The sequence below is a fragment of the Pseudoalteromonas sp. SA25 genome, from assembly GCF_011378705.1.
GTDB lineage: Bacteria > Pseudomonadota > Gammaproteobacteria > Enterobacterales > Alteromonadaceae > Pseudoalteromonas > Pseudoalteromonas arctica.
In genome coordinates this window covers 67,113-85,313 of the sequence record NZ_WTKV01000010.1, presented here as the reverse complement: position 1 = coordinate 85,313, position 18,201 = coordinate 67,113, and the positions used below count along the sequence as shown (strand labels likewise).

Sequence of the window (18,201 nt, the reverse complement as noted above, 5' to 3'; positions counted from 1 at the left end):
AATTAACATGTCTGATAAAAAATTAAGTTTAGCAAGTAAGCGTGCAATAGAGCGTGGCTACGACAAATATGGCCCGCAGTGGCTTACAGAATTTGATGTAGAACCGTTGCTGGGCGATTTTGCCTATGAAGAAGGAGTTATACGTCGCGATCCTTCATCTGTTTTATACATTGATGGTGTTTACCATTGTTGGTACACCAAAGGTGAGGGGGAAACGGTTGGTTTTAATGCACAAGACTCAAGTGCAAAAGTGTTTCCTTGGGATTTAACGCAAGTTTGGCATGCAACGTCAAAAGATAGCATAACGTGGCAAGAGCAAGGGGTCGCTGTGAGTCGAGGTGACGCTGGTAACTATGACGATCGCGCTATTTTTACCCCTGAAGTATTTGCGCATCAAGGTAAGTATTACTTGGTGTATCAAACGGTACAAACACCGTATACCAATCGCCAATATGAGCATATTGCTATAGCGCATTGCGATACCCCTTTTGGTCCTTGGATTAAATCACCTGAACCTATTGTTAGCCCAAGTAAAGATGGTCAATGGCTTGGTGATGAAGACAGTCGTTTTGCAGTAACAGTTAAAGGTAGTTTTGATAGCCATAAAGTACACGACCCATGTTTAGTATTTTTTAATAATAAATTTTACTTGTATTACAAAGGTGAGACCCAAGGTGAGGGAATGAACTTTGGTGGTCGTGAAATTAAACACGGTGTTGCTATTGCTGATGATGTATTAGGGCCTTATGTTAAATCGCCTTACAATCCTATTTCTAATAGCGGTCATGAGGTCGTCGTTTGGAATTACAAAGGTGGTATTGCTAGTTTGCTAACAACCGATGGCCCTGAAAAAAACACCATTCAATTTGCTCAGGACGGTATTAATTTTGAGATTATGGCGCATATAAAAGGCGGTCCAGAAGCGATAGGCTTATATCGACCAGCGCAAGGGTTTGAGCAAAATCCAGCACCTGGAATTAGCTGGGGATTGTGCCATAAATACGATGCCAGTTGGAACTGGAACTATATTTGTCGTTTTACTCCTCGTAAGCAAGTGCTCGACGCCGGTACCTTTCAAAACAGTAACTAGGGAAAGTAAACAATGAGTGAGCAACAAAATCAATTTGACCCGACAGAGCATCCACATCGGCGTTTAAACCCATTATTAAATGAATATGTGTTGGTGTCGCCACACAGGGCTAAACGCCCATGGCAAGGTCAAGAAGAAAGTGTAGATATTGAGGTTAAACCAGAATACGACGAAAGCTGCTTTTTATGTAAAGGCAATACGCGTATTAACGGCGAAGTAAATCCAGATTACAAAAACACCTTTGTGTTTACTAATGACTTTGCCGCCTTGCGTGAAGGTGTGCCTGATGTGGAGCAAACCGATCCCCTATTTAGTATGCACACAGAGCGTGGCACTGCGCGTGTTATTTGTTTTTCGCCTAATCATGCAAAAACACTACCAGAGCTCAGTGTTTCGCAAATTACAAATGTAGTAAGCACATGGCAAGAGCAATGCCAAGAGTTATCAAAAACTTACAACTGGGTTCAGGTATTTGAAAATAAAGGCGCTGTAATGGGATGCTCTAACCCGCATCCACATGGTCAAATTTGGGCACAAAATAAATTACCGAGTTTGGTTGCACGTAAACATACAAACCTTAGTAACTATTATAAACAGTATGGCAGTAGTTTATTGCTCGATTACGCAAAACGTGAGATGGAATTAAATGAACGCGTAGTATGTGTAAACGATGATTGGCTTGTGGTTGTTCCTTATTGGGCTGCATGGCCATTTGAAACACTGCTATTACCTCGGTTTGCGGTTACTCAAATGATAGAGCTGACAGACGCTCAACAAAGTACTCTAGCTGAAATTATTAAAAATATAACAACTCGTTACGACAACTTGTTTCAGTGCTCGTTCCCTTACTCTATGGGCTGGCATGGCGCGCCTTATGATGGTCAAAGCCACTTATTTTGGCAATTACATGCGCAGTTTTTACCGCCATTACTACGATCAGCCAGTGTTAAAAAATTTATGGTTGGTTACGAGATGATGGCCGAAGTACAGCGCGATATAACGCCAGAGCAAGCTGCCACTATTTTGAAGAAACAATCACTAACGCATTATAAAGAGAGCACTAAATGAATGTTGAACAAAGCGCACGGTTAGCTTTTTCAAACCACTTTGGACGCGATGCCGACTTTGTTGTCAAAGCCCCAGGGCGTGTTAATTTAATTGGTGAGCACACCGATTACAATGACGGTTTTGTACTGCCTTGTGCCATTGAATACGCTACTTACATTGCGGTGTCCCCTCGAACTGACGATGTAGTAAATGTACTTGCACTTGATTGCGATAACCAAACCGACAACTTTTTAGTAAATAAACCGCTTAATAGCCACAGTACGCAAACGTGGAGTAATTATGTTCGCGGCGTAGTTGATGAACTGCAAAAACGAAATCATAAACTCAGTGGCTGCGATATATGCATCACAGGTAATGTCCCGCAAGGAGCTGGTCTGAGCTCATCGGCTGCACTTGAGGTAGGTATTGCTTATGCATTTAATCACTTATGCGAACTGTTTATTGAGCGAAAAGACATAGCCAAAATTGCACAAGCAGCCGAAAACAATTTTGTGGGCTGCAACTGTGGCATTATGGATCAGCTTATATCGGCGTGTGGTCAGCAAGGACAAGCATTGGGTATAGATTGCCGCTCACTTGATTTAATTGAAGTGAGTATTGACCCAAAGATGACCATTTTAATGGTTAACTCAAACGTTAAACGTGGCTTGCTAGATAGTGAATATAATTTACGCCGAGAACAATGTTATGCAGGAGCAGAAGCCTTGTCTAAACCGAGCTTGCGGGAAGTAAGTATTAGTGAGTACGAAAGTAAAAAGCATACCCTTGACCCAAGTGTAGCTAAACGTGTTGAGCATATAGTGTATGAAAATGTGCGCACATTAGAAGCTATGCAAGCTTTTACTAATAACGATATCGCCAAACTAAGCACACTAATGGCACAAAGCCATGCTTCTATGCGGGATTTGTTCGAAATAACCACCTCCCAAATCGACACTCTTGTTAATATTATCGCAAAAGTAATTAACGAACACGGCGGCGTAAGAATGACGGGCGGTGGCTTTGGTGGTTGTGTAGTGGCGTTTGTTCCTAATTTTTTGGTAGAGAATGTAATTAGTGCTATTGAAACGCAGTACGAGCAACAAACAGGATTAAAAGAAACGATTTACACAAGCGTACCTTCAGCTGGTGTATCACTTATAAGAGCATAAGGACAATTTAATGAAAAAAGTACTGGTAACAGGAGGCGCGGGATATGTTGGCAGCCACACTGTTTTAAGCTTATTAAAAGATGGTTTTGACGTAGTAGTAATAGACGATTTAAGTAACTCGAGTCGTGAATCGCTAACTCGCGTAGAAGCGTTATCAAAGCGAAAAGTTGAATTTATTCACGCCAGTTTACTTGATAACGATAAGTTGTCTGCCACGTTTAGCGAGCATAAATTTGATTCGGTTATTCACTTTGCAGGTTTAAAAGCGGTAGGCGAATCCATAGAAAAACCACTTGAGTATTATTATACCAACTTGGTGTCGACCTTAAATTTATGCCAATGCATGCTTAAATATAATGTTGATAAACTCGTGTTTAGCTCATCAGCTACAGTTTATGGACAAGGCGCATCGGTGCCTTATACCGAAAGTTTACCTCTAGGGCGTGCAGCAAGCCCGTATGGGCAAACAAAGGTAATGATTGAGCAAATACTACAAGAAATAGTAGCCTCAAATACTGGTTTGCAAGTAGCAAGCTTACGCTACTTTAATCCTATTGGCGCAGATGTTAGCGGCCAAATAGGGGAAGATCCATTAGGTATTCCTAACAATTTAATGCCCTTTATTGCTCAAGTTGCTGTAGGTAAACGTGACAAATTAGCCATTTATGGAGGCGATTACCCTACTCAAGACGGTACATGTGAGCGTGACTACATACACGTTAGTGATTTAGCCAATGGTCATATTAAAGCCCTTAAATGGCTTGGCGAGCAACACCACAGCTTATATGAAGCATTTAACTTAGGCACTGGTACTCCTTATTCTGTGCTTGGCATAGTAAAAGCATTTATTGAGTATACCGGAGTTGATATTAACTTTGACATTGTAAAGCGCCGTGATGGCGACTTAGCTGCTTTTTGGGCTGATTCATCTAAAGCTCAGGGTGTTCTAGGCTGGCAATGTAAGTATACCCTTGCAGACATGATGAAAGACACGTGGCGCTGGCAAAGTAATAACCCTAATGGCTACCCAAATGTATAACCCCCTTACGTAAAAACACTGTCTACACAAGGCGTCTTATTAACACACAATAATAAAGGTGACTAAAATGAAACGCAGAGGTTTTTTAAAACTCAGCGCCGGCCTACTAAGTTCAAGTATGTTAGGTGGTTGCAGCGGCTTATTTGCTTCATACCGAGGTGACTTAACCTCAACTGCACCATTAGATAATACAAATTTAAGCAAGCAAGTGTGGCTCGGTAAGCATTTTTGGGGGAACAGACTCCAAGACTGGCAACGCATAGGTAATGAGCTTTTATGTACTCGAGAAGAAAAAGATTTTGAAGCGCGTACCGTATCGTTACTCACTAGGCAGCTTAATAGCTCTTTACAAAGTGGGCGTATAAAAGCCACCGTACGTAATTTAACGCCGAACGAAAAAGGCTTTTGTGGATTTTTATTAGGGATTGGTAAAGGTGAGCTAACCGCTAAAGGTGCTGCTTTAGCGCAGCGAGCTGGTGGCGAAAATGGCGGAATAATTGCGGCCTTTGACAGTTTAGGTAAATTATCATTTAGACAGTTTGATGATGAAAGCAAAGCCCTTGATTTTACTATTATTAATCGTACTCCATTTAATATACAACAATATAAAAGCGGCGATAAAATAACACTCGATTGCCATTTAGACCCAATAGATGCAAACCATTTTGATATTCGTCTTGTGGCAAGTAACACAAATACTGCCCAGGAGTTAGGATTTGCAGTACTTCACAAAGTCCCCGCAGATCAACTGCAAGGAGGTATTTCGTTATTAAGCTCCTCAGAGCCTTTTGTAGCAGGCGCTCGTTGGGGGTTTAGTGATATTGAAACCGGTGGAGGTAAAATAACTCTAAATAATGCCAATACCTTAGGCCCCGTTATGGGGTGTATGTATAGCGTTAATCAGCAGGTACTCAAGCTATCTTGTCAGTTAATGCCTATTAATATTAAAAAGTTCTCACGCGTGGAGCTGCAATATCAGTTTGAAAACCAATCGGATTGGCAATATGCAGGTACAGCAAAAATTGAAGATGGTTTTGTAGCAAGGTTTAGATTAAGTAATTGGGATTATTTAAAACAAGCTCAATACAGAATTGTTAACCCACAAAAGCCTGATGACACTTTATATTCTGGAACTATTGCTAAGGACCCACAAAATAGTAAAGAATTTACGATTGCATTGTACTCTTGTATTATTCCTACGTCTAAAAGCTTAGACAACACACATTACACACGCCTTATTAGTAGCGAGCGCGATTTAGGACGTTACACCAAAGACAATATTTTATTTCCTCACACTGAACTTGTAGAAAATGCTGATTACCATAACCCTGATATGTATGTCTTTTGTGGCGATCAGTACTACGAAACATACCCGACTCGCTATGGTCGCCACACCAAAGATGCCAAACTAGATACCTTATATAAATGGTACTTATGGTACTGGGCGTTTGCCGATAGTATAAAAGATAAGCCTACACTTGTTTTAGTTGATGACCATGATGTGCTGCAAGGTAACTTGTGGGGCGATGGTGGCGATCACTCCGATATGCTAAAAGAGGAAGACGGCGGTTATAAGTGGGACAAAGACCTTGTTAGAATGATCTACCGTATGCAAAATGGGCATAATCCGGACCCTTACGATCCCACACCGATAAAATACGATATTCCGGTTAGTTATGCTGCATTTGAATATGGCGGTATTAGTTTTGCGATGGTTGAGGATCGTAAATTTAAAACGCCACCTGACTACAAAGCGAATAAGCTTGCCACAACGGGTGAGTTATTAGGTAAACGCCAAGAAGCCTTTTTAAAAGACTGGCAAACTATGCACCCGGGTAAACCTAAAATATGTATTACAGCTTCCATGTGGGGGTCGCCTCAAACCGATGAAAATGGCAAAGCATTAATAGATTACGATGCAAATGGCTACCCGGCTGATGGGCGTACACGCGCAGTAAAACTAGTAAGTGACGCTAACGCATTAGTAATTGCGGGAGATCAACACCTCGGATTGCTTGCCTATCAAGGAATCAATACTTTTGATGATGGCAGCTTGTTTTTTGCAGGCCCAGCTAGCGCAGCATTTTGGCAGCGATGGTTTGAACCCTACGCACCTTTACCAAATCAGCGAAACAACGACAAAAACACCGGTGATTTTACCGACACGTTTGGCAATAAAATGCGAGTTCTAGCGGCAGCTAACCCAAAAGTTACGCATAAACTTTTTGCTAAACAAAATACAACGTGGGGTAAGTTTTTAGCTGACAGAAACTTAAAAAGTGAAGGTTATGGAATTATTAAAATAAACCATGCAAAAAAATATTATCAATTAGAGTGCTGGGAGTGGAATACAGATCCATCAACAGAAAAGCAGTTTACTGGTTGGCCGTATATAAAAGAATTTTGATTAGGCTAGAACTATTGACGATAAACTCTGTGTAAATATTTACTTTAACACTGTTACTTAAGAGCAATTTAATGCTTACGCATTAAGTTGCTTTTTTATAATCAAATAAATATTGTTAACAAAATACAGTTGACAATTGTTTGGTTATTATATTATTGTTTACAAAAGATTAACCTGACAACATAATAATACCTTAGAAAGGGAACACACATGACAATCATCAACAAAGCGTTCAAGTTGAGCGCGATTACAGCTGCAGTACTTGCAACACAATTGGTTTATGCCAAGCAAGACGAAAGCACACAAGAAAAACCGAAAGTAGAAGCCGATATTGAAATAATTGAAGTCAGCGGGTTAGCCGCCAGTCTCAAAAAATCTATTAATGATAAGCGTTTTGCTGAAAACGTTGTTGATTCGATTAACGCGGAAGATATAGGTAAGTCTACCGATCAAAATATTGCTGATGCGCTTTCGCGTGTAACTGGTGTATCAGTACAATCCGTTGATGGTGAAGGTGCACGAATATCTGTGCGTGGTGCTAACTCACAACAAAACAATATTAGCATGAATGGTGTGCAATTAGGTTCTACAGGTTTTAGCCAAGGCGTAGACTTATCGCAGTATTCATCCGATATTTTATCTAAAATTGAAGTGGTAAAAACACCGAGTGCAGATCATGAAGAGGGTTCGCTAGGCGCAAATATCAATCTTTCGACTACAAAGCCGCTTGATTTAAATTATGAAATTTCCACTATGACTTTAGAAGGCAGGTACAACGATTTATCTGATAAAGAAAATTATAAAATATCGGGTACGATGTCGAAAAAGCTTTTTGACGATACCTTTGGCGTGGTTTTTACTGCAGTTAAAGAGACTAACGAATACCGAAAAGACCAATACTCTGCTACAGAGTGGACAGCAGTTCAGTCGCCTTTAGCAACAGATACAAATGGCAACGTTGTTGAAAATGCGGTAGGTATTACACCTCGTTTAGTTAATTATCAGCTTTTTGATAGTCAAAATGACCGCACCAGTATTAACTTAGGTTTGCAGTGGCGAGCAAGTGAAAACACAGAGTTTAACTTTAACGCAAACCTTGCAAAACAAGACGTTAATAACTCAATGCATGGTATTAATACGCGCTCAATGGAAACTAAAAACTTAGTTGAAGGTGAAGACCCAGGCCTTTCCGGCGTGACAGCTAAATTTACTGATCCTGAAGCTAGCTGGCGTACAATCGATTTAAAAACGAATACATTTACTAAGTTTATTAACCGCTTTGGTAACGGTGGTTTAGTGCAGTCAGAAGGTGAATTTGAAAATAAAAACCAAGTTTACTCACTTGATATGAATCACGGTTTTAGTGACTCATTTTCGATGGAAGCAGGCGTTGGGTACTCTAAAACGCAGCAAATACCAGAAAACTCAGTGTACGTTGCACTGCAAAATTTTGCCAATATTAGTGCATGGAGCTTAGTAAATGTGCCACCAGAGGATATGGAGCCTGTTGGTTATGACTGTACAGCAGGCGGTCCGTGTAAATTAGTTACAGGCACCGGCTTAATTGATTACGGCGAAAACGACACTTTTGGTGACCCAACAAATCTATGGGATAACTACAGCACCACGGGATTTAATCCGGATGAGCTAAAAGCGCAGCATTTATCGTACATGGGCAGAACCCTCAACGAAGTCGAAGATGAACAAAAGTCGCTCTTTGTCGATTTTGATTACGTGCTTGACACAAGCTATGTACGCTCAATTGAATTTGGTGCAAAATGGTCAAAACGTACAAAATATGTAGATGCTCAGCAAGGAGCCTTTAATAGTGTAGGCGAGGGGGTTGTAGTTATAAACCCTGCAACAGGCCAACCTGCAGTACTTGGTAGCGGTTTAAGAGATATTTCTGGTGATTTAATAACCGACGGTGAAGGGTTTCCTGTTGACGATTTTATGGCTGATTTAGGTTATGGCCGCGACAATGTAACCGACGGGTGGAATCGATTTTCGGCTTTTAAAGCATTTGAAGTAGCTTTAGGGAGTCCAGAAGTTGCTTTTGCCACAGACGATTCAAACACACGCAATACAGAGCTAGATAACTTAGCATTTTACACCAAGCTAAATTTCGAATTAGCAGATGGACGTGTTACAGGTGATGTGGGTGTGCGTTATGTAAAAACGACTGTAGAAGTGCAAGGTGCATCGGGTGTACAGTTTGCATTTGACCCTTCAAATAATGCTCGTTTAATGGACCCATTTAAATTAGCAGAGTTGCGTGATACTAGCTTACCACTGTGTGCTGCAACGCAATTTTATGGTGCAGATTACAACGAAGAAATACGCTGGTCGAGAACCGATGGTCTAGGCTACGACACAAAAGGCACTATTGATAAATCAGACGATGTGGCTATTCCTGCTCAAGGCGCGTGTCATGATCCTAACGCTGTACGTGGTAATCCAAATGAATCTGAGTGGTGGTTATGGCGCCATTCTGATGTATCAACCGAAAAAAACTGGATATATGGCGAGCGTAAATTTGATGCAAATGGAAACTTATTACCAACAGAAGACAGAAGCTTACGCTCGTTTGCAGTAACTGGTGAGCACGACTACGATTTGTTTTTACCCAGTATCAATATTAACTACTTGCAAAGTGAAGACACCATTATTCGTTTTGCAGCATCTAAAACAATGGCTCGTCCACAAATAGATTCACTACGTCCTGGTTTTAAAGTAAGAGAAACACAATGGGGCGGTGAAAACCGTAACAACTCAATTACGCTTACCAATCCTAAACTCGATCCACTTGAATCAATAAACCTTGATTTATCATATGAATGGTATTTCAACGATTCGGGATTATTAGCAGCATCATTATTTTATAAAGACATGACAAACTTTGAAGAGTCTGAAACGATTGTTACCTACATGGATGACCTACGTGGAGTGGGACTCGAAGAGGGCGAATCTTATAACCCAGACGATTTAGTACTTATTGCAGGCCAAGATAGCTTAGAAAAATGTATGCCTAAGCGTTTTCAAGGTGGCCAGGATTATCAAAAAGAGTGGATGTATTCGGGCGACTTAGAGCAAATGTGTGCCAAATTTAACACCACCCGAATTAAAAATGGTAAAGGGGCAAGTATTAAAGGGTTAGAGCTTCAATATATGCAGACCTACGATAACTTACCTGGTATTTGGTCGGGCCTCGGCTTGCAGGCTAACTATACATTTCAAGACAGTAAGTACGATCAAGAAGTATCATCTATTGATGACAGCGTAAAACTACCTTCATTAGCGGTAGCGTATACACCAGAGCACAGCTACAACGTAACAGGTTTTTGGGAAAAAGACGGACACCAAATTCGTTTAGCGTATCAAGGCACTACAGATCAACTTGTACAACGCTCATGGGAAAACGGATCGCTGTGGGAAGAAGGACGTAAAACACTCGATTTTTCTGCAAGTTATAAAGTAAATAACTACATGACTGTATCGTTACAGGTAGCTAACGTAACTGATGAAGGCGTAAGACAATACTTTACCAGTCGTTTCTTAAATGCTGGTGGCCAAACGTTTTCTGAAGGCAGCCCGCTTGAAGGCGATGCAACTAAATCACGTACTGTTTACGCATATAAAACAGGCCGGACATTGAGACTTAATACCCGTATTAATTTCTAAATTTTTAATCTAATAAAAAGCCCGCAGCATTTCTGCGGGCTTTTTTATTTTTTTAATAAAAATTGTGTCATTTTGATTTCTCAAGACAATACCTAGCATGAAATAAAACTTATAACTCGTTAGATAAAACAACAATAAAGGGTAAAACATGTTTAAAGTATTTTCTAAATGTACGCTGGCAACAATAGTTGTCACATCGTTTTTTGCCGGTGCTGATCAACCACGCGAACTTGACTCCTCAACATGGCAATTACAGTGGAATGATGAGTTTAATTATGCGAATGCTGAATTAGATAAAAACTGGGTCTCTCAAAATGGGCCGACAGAAAACCCATGGGTATTAAGTAGTCGCTGGCGCGATAATGCACAAGTTAAAGACGGAATACTGCACTTATTAGCGAAGAAAGAACCTCGAGGTGGCCAAGACTGGACGACAGGTAATATTTGGTCAAAACGCTCATTTCATTATGGCTACTTTGAAGCTCGCTTTAAATATGCCGGTGCCTATGGCACGAATAACTCATTTTGGTTTTGGCCAAAACAAGGGATTAAAGATGGCTTAAAGGCATGCGAGATTGATATTAATGAAGGCCATTTCCCTAATATAATTAATACCAACGTACATAACTGGACCGATACTTATACACTACCAAATGGCCGTGTTACTCACAGTGATAACCAGTTACACCACACTTTAATCGGCAAGCCTGATCACACTGTTGAGTTTAACAAGCCAGTTAAAACTAAAAAAATACGATTAACATCGACTAATCCTACGTCTCTTCATATTTCTGAATTTAGAGTCTTTGCGCCTAGCGCTCAATACCCTGATGCATTTGACGAAGAAAAAATAAAGAATATAAGTAATTTAGCGCAAGCTGACGATGTTTCTATAAAGACGAATGGGTTATTTAATAAGTTAATATCAGAAGAGTCTTTTGCTATTGATGGTAATCCGCAAACACGCTGGGTGTCAGAAAAACATGGTGAAAAGTTTTTAGAACTCAGTTGGGATAAGTCGCATGAAATTGGCGCTATTCAATTTATTAATGGTTGGCTGCAAGAGCATGGTGTTGATAAAGGTGCTTATCGCAATTTAATTTCCGATTACAACATCGAGTATCACGATGGAGAGAATTGGCAAAAAATCACCTCATATAATGCCGCTGACGTTGCTGATTTTTCAAAAGAGTTTCATACCTATGGACTTGAATGGGATAAAGATTACTTTAATTTTTATTTTGACGGTGAACTCTATTACACAATGAGAAATGATGTCTGCTTTAGTGAAACAACGATGTTATTTAGTTTAGCTATTTTAAAAGCGGCGATTGCAGGTCCTGTAAGTGATGATATTGATGGTACCAGCATGGCGATAGATTGGGTTAGGTACTACACCCGAAAAGAAAATAGCGAGGACTAAGGCTATGCATATTATTGATATGAGTGTAGTCGTTATATTTTCTTTATTGATCATTGGGTGTGGCTTAAGTTTTTCTGCTGCTGGAAAGAATATGAAAAGCTTTTTCTCTGCGGGAGGTGCGCTACCTTGGTGGATGAGTGGGTTGTCACTGTTTATGAGTTTCTTCTCGGCAGGTACATTTGTTGTATGGGGAGCTATTGCATATAAGCATGGCTGGGTGGCGATTACTATTCAATGGACTATGTGTTTAGCAGGGGTGTTGATTGCTTTATTTATTGCGCCTAAATGGCAGAAAACCGGTGTATTAACCGCAGCCGAATTTATTAAGCAGCGCCTTGGCTTAAATGTACAAAGAACTTATACCTATATTTTTCTCTTAATTGCGAGCTTTTCGACTGGTGCTTTTTTATATCCAGTGGCAAAAATAGTTGAAGTCGCTACGGGTTTATCTCTTGAATATACCGTCATCATTTTAGGACTATTGATCTTAGCCTATACCGCTGTTGGCGGTTTATGGGCGGTGATAATTACCGACATTTTGCAATTTGTGGTCCTCACTGCAGCGGTATTAATTGTGGTACCGCTATCATTTGAGGCGATTGGCGGCATTGAGAACTTTATCGACAAAGCACCTGATGATTTTTTTAGCTTAGTAAATGATGAGTATTCATGGGAGTTTATCTTTGCCTTTGGGCTCTATAACTTATTTTTTATTGCTGGTAACTGGTCTTATATTCAACGCTTCACCAGTGTGAAAACACCAAAGGATGCAAAAAAGGTTGGGGGACTATTTGCGATTCTTTATCTTATTTGCCCAGTAGTTTGGATGTTAGCCCCGATGATTTACCGAACGATGAACCCCAATCTAGTTGGGTTTGAAAGTGAAGGGGCTTATTTGCAAATGTGCAAAGAAGTATTGCCAGTAGGGATGCTTGGATTAATGCTAGCAGGGATGGTATTTGCGACATCAAGCTCAATTAACACGTCTTTAAACATCGCCGCAGGTGTTATCAGTAATGACATATATAAAAATATAAAACCAGATGCTTCCCAAGCTACGCTAGTCAAGGTCGGTCGAATTGCAACTGGCGTACTCGGTCTAATTACGATTATTGTTGCGTTACTAATTCCCTTACTTGGTGGTGTAGTTGAAGTGGTAATGACCATGGCTGCGCTCACTGGTGGACCGTTGTTTTTGCCACCCATTTGGTTGCTTTTTTCTCGTTATCAAACTGGGAAAACGATTTTAATAACCACTATTTTTAGTTTACTGGTGAATGCTTTTTTTAAGTTTGTGAGTCCTTGGTTATTTGATTTTAGCTTAGATAGAGCGCAGGAGATGATGATGGGGGTGTTATTTCCTGTATTGATGCTGACGGTATTTGAGTTGTACTTAAGAGCACAAAGAAAAACACCTGCGTGTTATGAAAACTACTTAGTCGAATTAAGCCAAATTAAACCGACGGCCGAATTAATAACTCCAGAAAAAAGTGCGGATAACAATCATGGTATTCGAGTTTTAGGGTTTGGTATTCTCTCTACTGGCGCGATTATGCTTTCGTTGGCCGCAATTGCAACTACTGGAAAAATCGAAATAACAGTAATAAGCAGTGGCATTTTTATATTAGGGGGTGTTTTAGTTTTTAAGTTTAGAAGTAAGGCAGTAAAGGTACGTATCAATGAGCAATAGCAATAACAAATTAAAGCAGCAAAGTTACCCATGGGTTATTCCAGCTAAAAAACCAGCACGAGAATTGAGTGCAGCAATGTCGAGGTTGTATGACAATTATTTAACCCCTCGTCCGGAAGACAACCCTTTATTTACTAGCTTTAAGTACACTGAGCTCACTGGGTTTAGCTATCATAATAATGATGGGACTATTTCAAGACGCGACCCATCTAAAATTATCAAAGTTGATGGTCTTTATTATGTTTGGTACACAAAACGGTGCACTCAATTCCCACCAAAAGGGGCGCAGCGCTGTAATGAGTTGACTCCCTCCACTGATTGGGATTTATCCGAAATTGGCTATGCCATCAGTATTAATGGATTTGACTGGGTTGAACAAGGTATCGCCGTCACTAGGCCCAAGCACCCGCAGTTAGGTTGGCGCTCGGTTAGTACACCAGATATCTTGATTTATGAAAATAAATATTATCTTTATTATCAAGCCTTTAATGAAGCTAGCGGTAAGAAAGGTGATCATTGTCCGGTAACACTATCAGTTGCCGATACGCCAGATGGACCGTGGTTGCCACATGGCGAGGTTATTATTGAAAATGGTGAGCCGGGAAGTTGGGATCAATTCTCGATTCATGACCCTTATTTATTAATTTATAACGGAAAAATACATTTATACTATAAAGCCGCCTACGGAGATAGACCCGATTACTTAGTGGGTAATGGCTTGGCAACCGCGAATAATCCTTTTGGGCCTTTTGATAAACACCCTCTGAACCCTATTTTAAACTCAGGCCACGAAACTACTTATTTTCCGTTTAAATCAGGAATAGCTGCTTTTACTATCAGAAATGGCAATGAAAGTAACACCATTCAATATTCACCTGATGGGGTGAACTTTTCGATTGCCGCGGTGACATCCCTCATGCCAATTGCAGCAGGTCCTTATGTTGCCAATGCATTTGACTGTGAAAGCAAATCAAACGGGATTGAGTGGGGCTTGTGCCACTTTTCAGACAAACAAGCGCGCAATAAACACAGTTTTTTAGCCAGATTTGATTGTAGTTTAATGGTAAATGAGCTTGAAAAAGAATTAAAAGTTACGGATGTACCTCACCAGCCTAGTGTTTATTTTGCGCAGTCATTAAGCCCAGAATTAAAAAATAAACGCTCATATCAAAAACAAGAAAAAGAGATCAAGAGTTATGATTAAGCAAAACTTTAATGAAGCTGCACGCGAAAACAAGAAACAACAATTAAATACTCAGTTTGTTGTTGCCGGTGGTGGTTTAGCAGGTACATGTGCAGCAATCAGTGCGGCGCGAGCGGGTAGCAAGGTTGTGTTAATTCAAGATCGTCCCGTACTCGGTGGTAATGCGTCAAGCGAAGTAAGATTATGGGCGTTGGGGGCAACATCGCATATGGGCAACAATAATCGCTGGTCACGCGAGGGTGGGGTTATTGATGAGATCATGCTGGACAATCTTAAGTTAAACAGACACGGTAACCCATTAATTTTCGATACCATTTTGCTCGACAAAGTGATTGCCGAAAAAAATATTACCTTGTTGTTAAATACCTCTGTGGTTGATGTAAATAAACAACACAGCACTAAGATTGCCAGTGTAGAGGCATTTTGCAGTCAAAATTCTACTCATTACATTATTAGTGCGCCGATATTTTGTGATGCGACCGGCGATGGCCTTGTTGCGTTTAATGCTGGAGCGGGGTTCAGAATTGGTGCTGAATCAAAAGCAGAGTTTGGTGAGCTGTTAGCATCTGATGAAGAGAACATGGAGTTACTTGGCCATACATTATTTTTCTACAGTAAAAAAATGGATCAGCCTATTAGTTACAAAGCTCCTGATTTTGCTTACTCGTATGAACAAATAGAGGCGATACCTCGCTGTAAAGATATTGCCGGAAGTGACTCTGGTTGTAAGTTTTGGTGGATAGAATTTGGCGGAATACGCGATACTATTTATGAAACTGAGGATATTAAATGGGAGCTTTGGAAACTCGTTTACGGAATTTGGGACTATATAAAAAATAGCAGCAGGTTTGATGATGTCGAAAATCTAACTTTAGAATGGGTAGGCACAATTCCTGGCAAACGCGAAAGCAGGCGCTTTGAAGGGGAATATATGATAAAACAGCAAGATATTATTGAGCAAACCCAGTTCAATGATGCTGTATCTTTTGGTGGATGGGCGATTGATATTCACCCCGCTGAAGGCATATACAGCGAACGACCTCCTTGCTCTCAATATCATTCAAAAGGGGTTTACCAAATACCGTACCGCTGCTTTGTTAGCCGTGATATAGAAAATTTATATTATGCAGGACGAATAATCAGCGCAACACATATGGCGTTTGGTTCAACACGAGTTATGATCACCTGCGCACACGGCGGACAAGCGGTGGGGGCAGCTGCTGCTATGTGTAATAAACTCAATATCACACCCAAAGAGCTATTACAGCCAGAACACATAGCACAGTTACAGCAAAACCTGAATCTAAATGGCCAAAGTATCCCTGGGATCCGTTTATATAAGCACAATAATTTAGCAGCCCAAGCCTCTATTACTGCATCGAGTGAATTAGTGTTCAATGGTTTTCAACCTAGCGGCAGTAGAATGCAATTAGATTCATCGTGTGCACAGTTGGTTGCTTTTGCAAAAGGCCAAGGACCAACAATTAGCATAACGGTTTTTGCTCATAAAGAGACAGAGTTAACGTGTCAATTGCGCACTAGTATCAAGCATGAAAACTATACGCCAGATGTTATAAGTAAAACTATCAGTTTGTCTGTCACGGCGGGCGAAAGTACGCTCGAGTTTGATTTTAGTGATTGCAGCTTAGAGATGCAGTACGGGTTCATTTGTTTTTTACAAAACAGTGATATAGAGCTTGCTACCACAGAGCAGCTTATTACGGGCACTATGGTTGTGTTCAATAAAGTTCACAAAGCGGTATCAAATAAAGGCAAACAAACAGTACCTGAAAATAGTGGTCTTGAAGAGTTTGAATTTTGGACACCAGCGCGGCGGCCAAACGGTCAAAATTTGGCAATCGGTATATCTCCCGCCATTCATAATCACCAAGCGACGCAGGTAATTAACGGCTTTGTGAGGCCTTGGCTACAAACGAATGCATGGGTTGCTGACTTAGCAGATCCATCGCCAACCCTAAGGTTAGTATGGCCAGAAAAAGTAACGATGAGGCAAATAGTTCTTTATTTTGATAGTGACTTTGACCATGCGTTAGAAACCGTATTAATGGAGCATAACGAAGACCAGGTACCTTATTGTGTGCAAACCTATACAATTAAAACAGATTCTGGTGAGGTAATTGCACACGTTACGGGTAATTATCAAAGTATTAATAAAATCGATTTAGTAGAGCCTATAACAACGCAACACTTGATTCTAGAATTCGCTCATCCATCTAAAAATGTGCCTGCAGCACTGTTTGAAATTCAAATTAAGTAAAGGGAATTGAATAAATGAGTTTATGGCTAACAGGATTACATATACGACTTGAAAAGTGCGCTCAGCTGTTTGTTCTTATATCCTTTATTTTTTGCCTTGGTGGTTGTCAAAGTATCAGCGATGAACAATCTCGACTTAATTATTTTTTAGTCGGCAGCTACACAAATGAGCCTGATCAGGGCGTTTATTTAGTTTCTTATAACGAAAGTGATGATCTATTAATTAACGAACGCGTCGTTGTATCGGCAACCGATCCAAGCTATCTAAATTGGCAACCGACAATAAATAAATTGTATAGCATTGGCAGAGGGCTTGATAAAAAATCTGTTATTAACGTGTATGACTGGAAAAGTAACGCGTTTACAAAGCTTAAAACGTACCCGATTGAAGGAAAAGGGCTATGTCATATTAATATTTCGGATGATCGCCAGCAGTTAGCTGTTGTAAATTACACGACAGGTAATAGTGAACTGTTTAATATTAATAAGGCAGGATTATTAGTATCACGGGGTCAATTTACTAATACAGGAAGTAGTATTACGCCCAGACAACGAAGTGCTCATTTACATTTTTCGGGGTGGGATAAGCAAAGTGGCTATCTGTATTTGACGGATTTAGGTACAGACGAGATTATTGTTTTTGATAGCTTAAAAAGTGATTTTACGCCAGTACACCGCATTGAATTAACGCCGGGGGATGGGCCTCGCCATCTTGCTTTTCATCCGGCTAAAAAATTAGTGTTTAGCTTAAATGAATTGAGTAACAGTATTAGTATCTTCAAAATATTACAAAATGGTGCGTTATTACACGTTTCAAAAACAAATATAATGCCCGCAAAAGTTGACGAGCAACAAAACCTTGCATCGGCAATTCGTATTTCTGAGGATGGTCGCCATGTTTATGTGGCTGTGCGCGGTGAGAATGCAATTTATGGTTATCAATTAATGGCAGAAACCCGACTACAATTAATTAATAAAGTCTCAAGTGGCGGTTTACATCCTCGTGATTTTAATTTTTCAAAATCACAAAAACAGTTATTAGTGGCTAATCAATATAGTAATAATGTTGTGATTATTAAGCGTGATTTAGCATCTGGGAAGTTATTTACGACTCAAAGTCAATTGCAAATTGACGCACCATCTTACGTCAGTTATTTCAATTAGGACTCTG

The 18,201-nt window shown here is 40.2% G+C and carries 11 protein-coding genes; all 11 read left to right on the top strand.

Translation table 11 applies throughout. The features are described 5' to 3' along the window. Positions 1–7: 7 nt before the first annotated feature. The 11 genes from GQR45_RS10225 (at position 8) to GQR45_RS10175 (ending at position 18,194) form a co-directional block, all read left to right on the top strand. Entirely contained in the window at positions 8–1,090 is a 1,083-nt protein-coding gene (locus GQR45_RS10225) for a family 43 glycosylhydrolase (RefSeq protein ID WP_165725826.1), read from the top strand. Positions 1,091–1,102: 12 nt separating this feature from the next. After that, positions 1,103–2,158: a UDP-glucose--hexose-1-phosphate uridylyltransferase gene (locus GQR45_RS10220; RefSeq protein ID WP_165725825.1), complete on the top strand. Its 1,056-nt coding sequence runs from the start codon at positions 1,103–1,105 to the stop codon at positions 2,156–2,158. After that, positions 2,155–3,309 carry a galactokinase gene (gene galK, locus GQR45_RS10215; protein ID WP_165725824.1) on the top strand — a complete coding sequence of 385 codons (1,155 nt, stop codon included), beginning with the start codon at positions 2,155–2,157 and terminating at the stop codon, positions 3,307–3,309. The genes GQR45_RS10220 and galK overlap by 4 nt, the downstream gene beginning before the upstream one ends. Positions 3,310–3,319: 10 nt before the next feature. Further along, positions 3,320–4,348, top strand: a complete 1,029-nt coding sequence (gene galE / locus GQR45_RS10210) for a UDP-glucose 4-epimerase GalE (RefSeq protein ID WP_165725823.1) — start codon at positions 3,320–3,322, stop codon at positions 4,346–4,348. A 67-nt stretch (positions 4,349–4,415) separates the two neighbouring features. After that, entirely contained in the window at positions 4,416–6,755 is a 2,340-nt protein-coding gene (locus GQR45_RS10205) for an alkaline phosphatase D family protein (protein WP_165725822.1), read from the top strand. A 210-nt stretch (positions 6,756–6,965) separates the two neighbouring features. Further along, positions 6,966–10,436 carry a TonB-dependent receptor gene (locus GQR45_RS10200; protein ID WP_007583005.1) on the top strand — a complete coding sequence of 1,157 codons (3,471 nt, stop codon included), beginning with the start codon at positions 6,966–6,968 and terminating at the stop codon, positions 10,434–10,436. A gap of 148 nt (positions 10,437–10,584) precedes the next feature. Further along, complete coding sequence (locus GQR45_RS10195; RefSeq protein WP_165725821.1) at positions 10,585–11,859, top strand: family 16 glycosylhydrolase; 1,275 nt, start codon at positions 10,585–10,587, stop codon at positions 11,857–11,859. Positions 11,860–11,863: 4 nt separating this feature from the next. Beyond that, entirely contained in the window at positions 11,864–13,549 is a 1,686-nt protein-coding gene (locus GQR45_RS10190; RefSeq protein ID WP_165725820.1) for a sodium:solute symporter family protein, read from the top strand. Further along, complete coding sequence (locus tag GQR45_RS10185; protein ID WP_165725819.1) at positions 13,539–14,753, top strand: glycoside hydrolase; 1,215 nt, start codon at positions 13,539–13,541, stop codon at positions 14,751–14,753. Before GQR45_RS10190 ends, GQR45_RS10185 begins: the two co-directional genes overlap by 11 nt. Further along, on the top strand, positions 14,746–17,031 hold the full coding sequence (locus tag GQR45_RS10180; protein WP_165725818.1) for an FAD-dependent oxidoreductase: 2,286 nt from the start codon (positions 14,746–14,748) through the stop codon (positions 17,029–17,031). The genes GQR45_RS10185 and GQR45_RS10180 overlap by 8 nt, the downstream gene beginning before the upstream one ends. 14 nt (positions 17,032–17,045) lie before the next feature. Continuing rightward, positions 17,046–18,194, top strand: coding sequence for a lactonase family protein (locus GQR45_RS10175; protein ID WP_165725817.1), 1,149 nt, complete (start codon positions 17,046–17,048; stop codon positions 18,192–18,194). The last annotated feature ends 7 nt before the right edge of the window (positions 18,195–18,201 follow it).

Coding starts and splice junctions, on each gene's coding strand:
- GQR45_RS10190 (WP_165725820.1), top strand. CDS start 11,864: ATGCATATTATTGATATGAGTGTAGTCGTTATATTTTCTTTATTGATC.
- GQR45_RS10175 (WP_165725817.1), top strand. CDS start 17,046: ATGAGTTTATGGCTAACAGGATTACATATACGACTTGAAAAGTGCGCT.
- GQR45_RS10180 (WP_165725818.1), top strand. CDS start 14,746: ATGATTAAGCAAAACTTTAATGAAGCTGCACGCGAAAACAAGAAACAA.
- galE (WP_165725823.1), top strand. CDS start 3,320: ATGAAAAAAGTACTGGTAACAGGAGGCGCGGGATATGTTGGCAGCCAC.
- GQR45_RS10185 (WP_165725819.1), top strand. CDS start 13,539: ATGAGCAATAGCAATAACAAATTAAAGCAGCAAAGTTACCCATGGGTT.
- GQR45_RS10225 (WP_165725826.1), top strand. CDS start 8: ATGTCTGATAAAAAATTAAGTTTAGCAAGTAAGCGTGCAATAGAGCGT.
- GQR45_RS10195 (WP_165725821.1), top strand. CDS start 10,585: ATGTTTAAAGTATTTTCTAAATGTACGCTGGCAACAATAGTTGTCACA.
- GQR45_RS10200 (WP_007583005.1), top strand. CDS start 6,966: ATGACAATCATCAACAAAGCGTTCAAGTTGAGCGCGATTACAGCTGCA.
- galK (WP_165725824.1), top strand. CDS start 2,155: ATGAATGTTGAACAAAGCGCACGGTTAGCTTTTTCAAACCACTTTGGA.
- GQR45_RS10205 (WP_165725822.1), top strand. CDS start 4,416: ATGAAACGCAGAGGTTTTTTAAAACTCAGCGCCGGCCTACTAAGTTCA.
- GQR45_RS10220 (WP_165725825.1), top strand. CDS start 1,103: ATGAGTGAGCAACAAAATCAATTTGACCCGACAGAGCATCCACATCGG.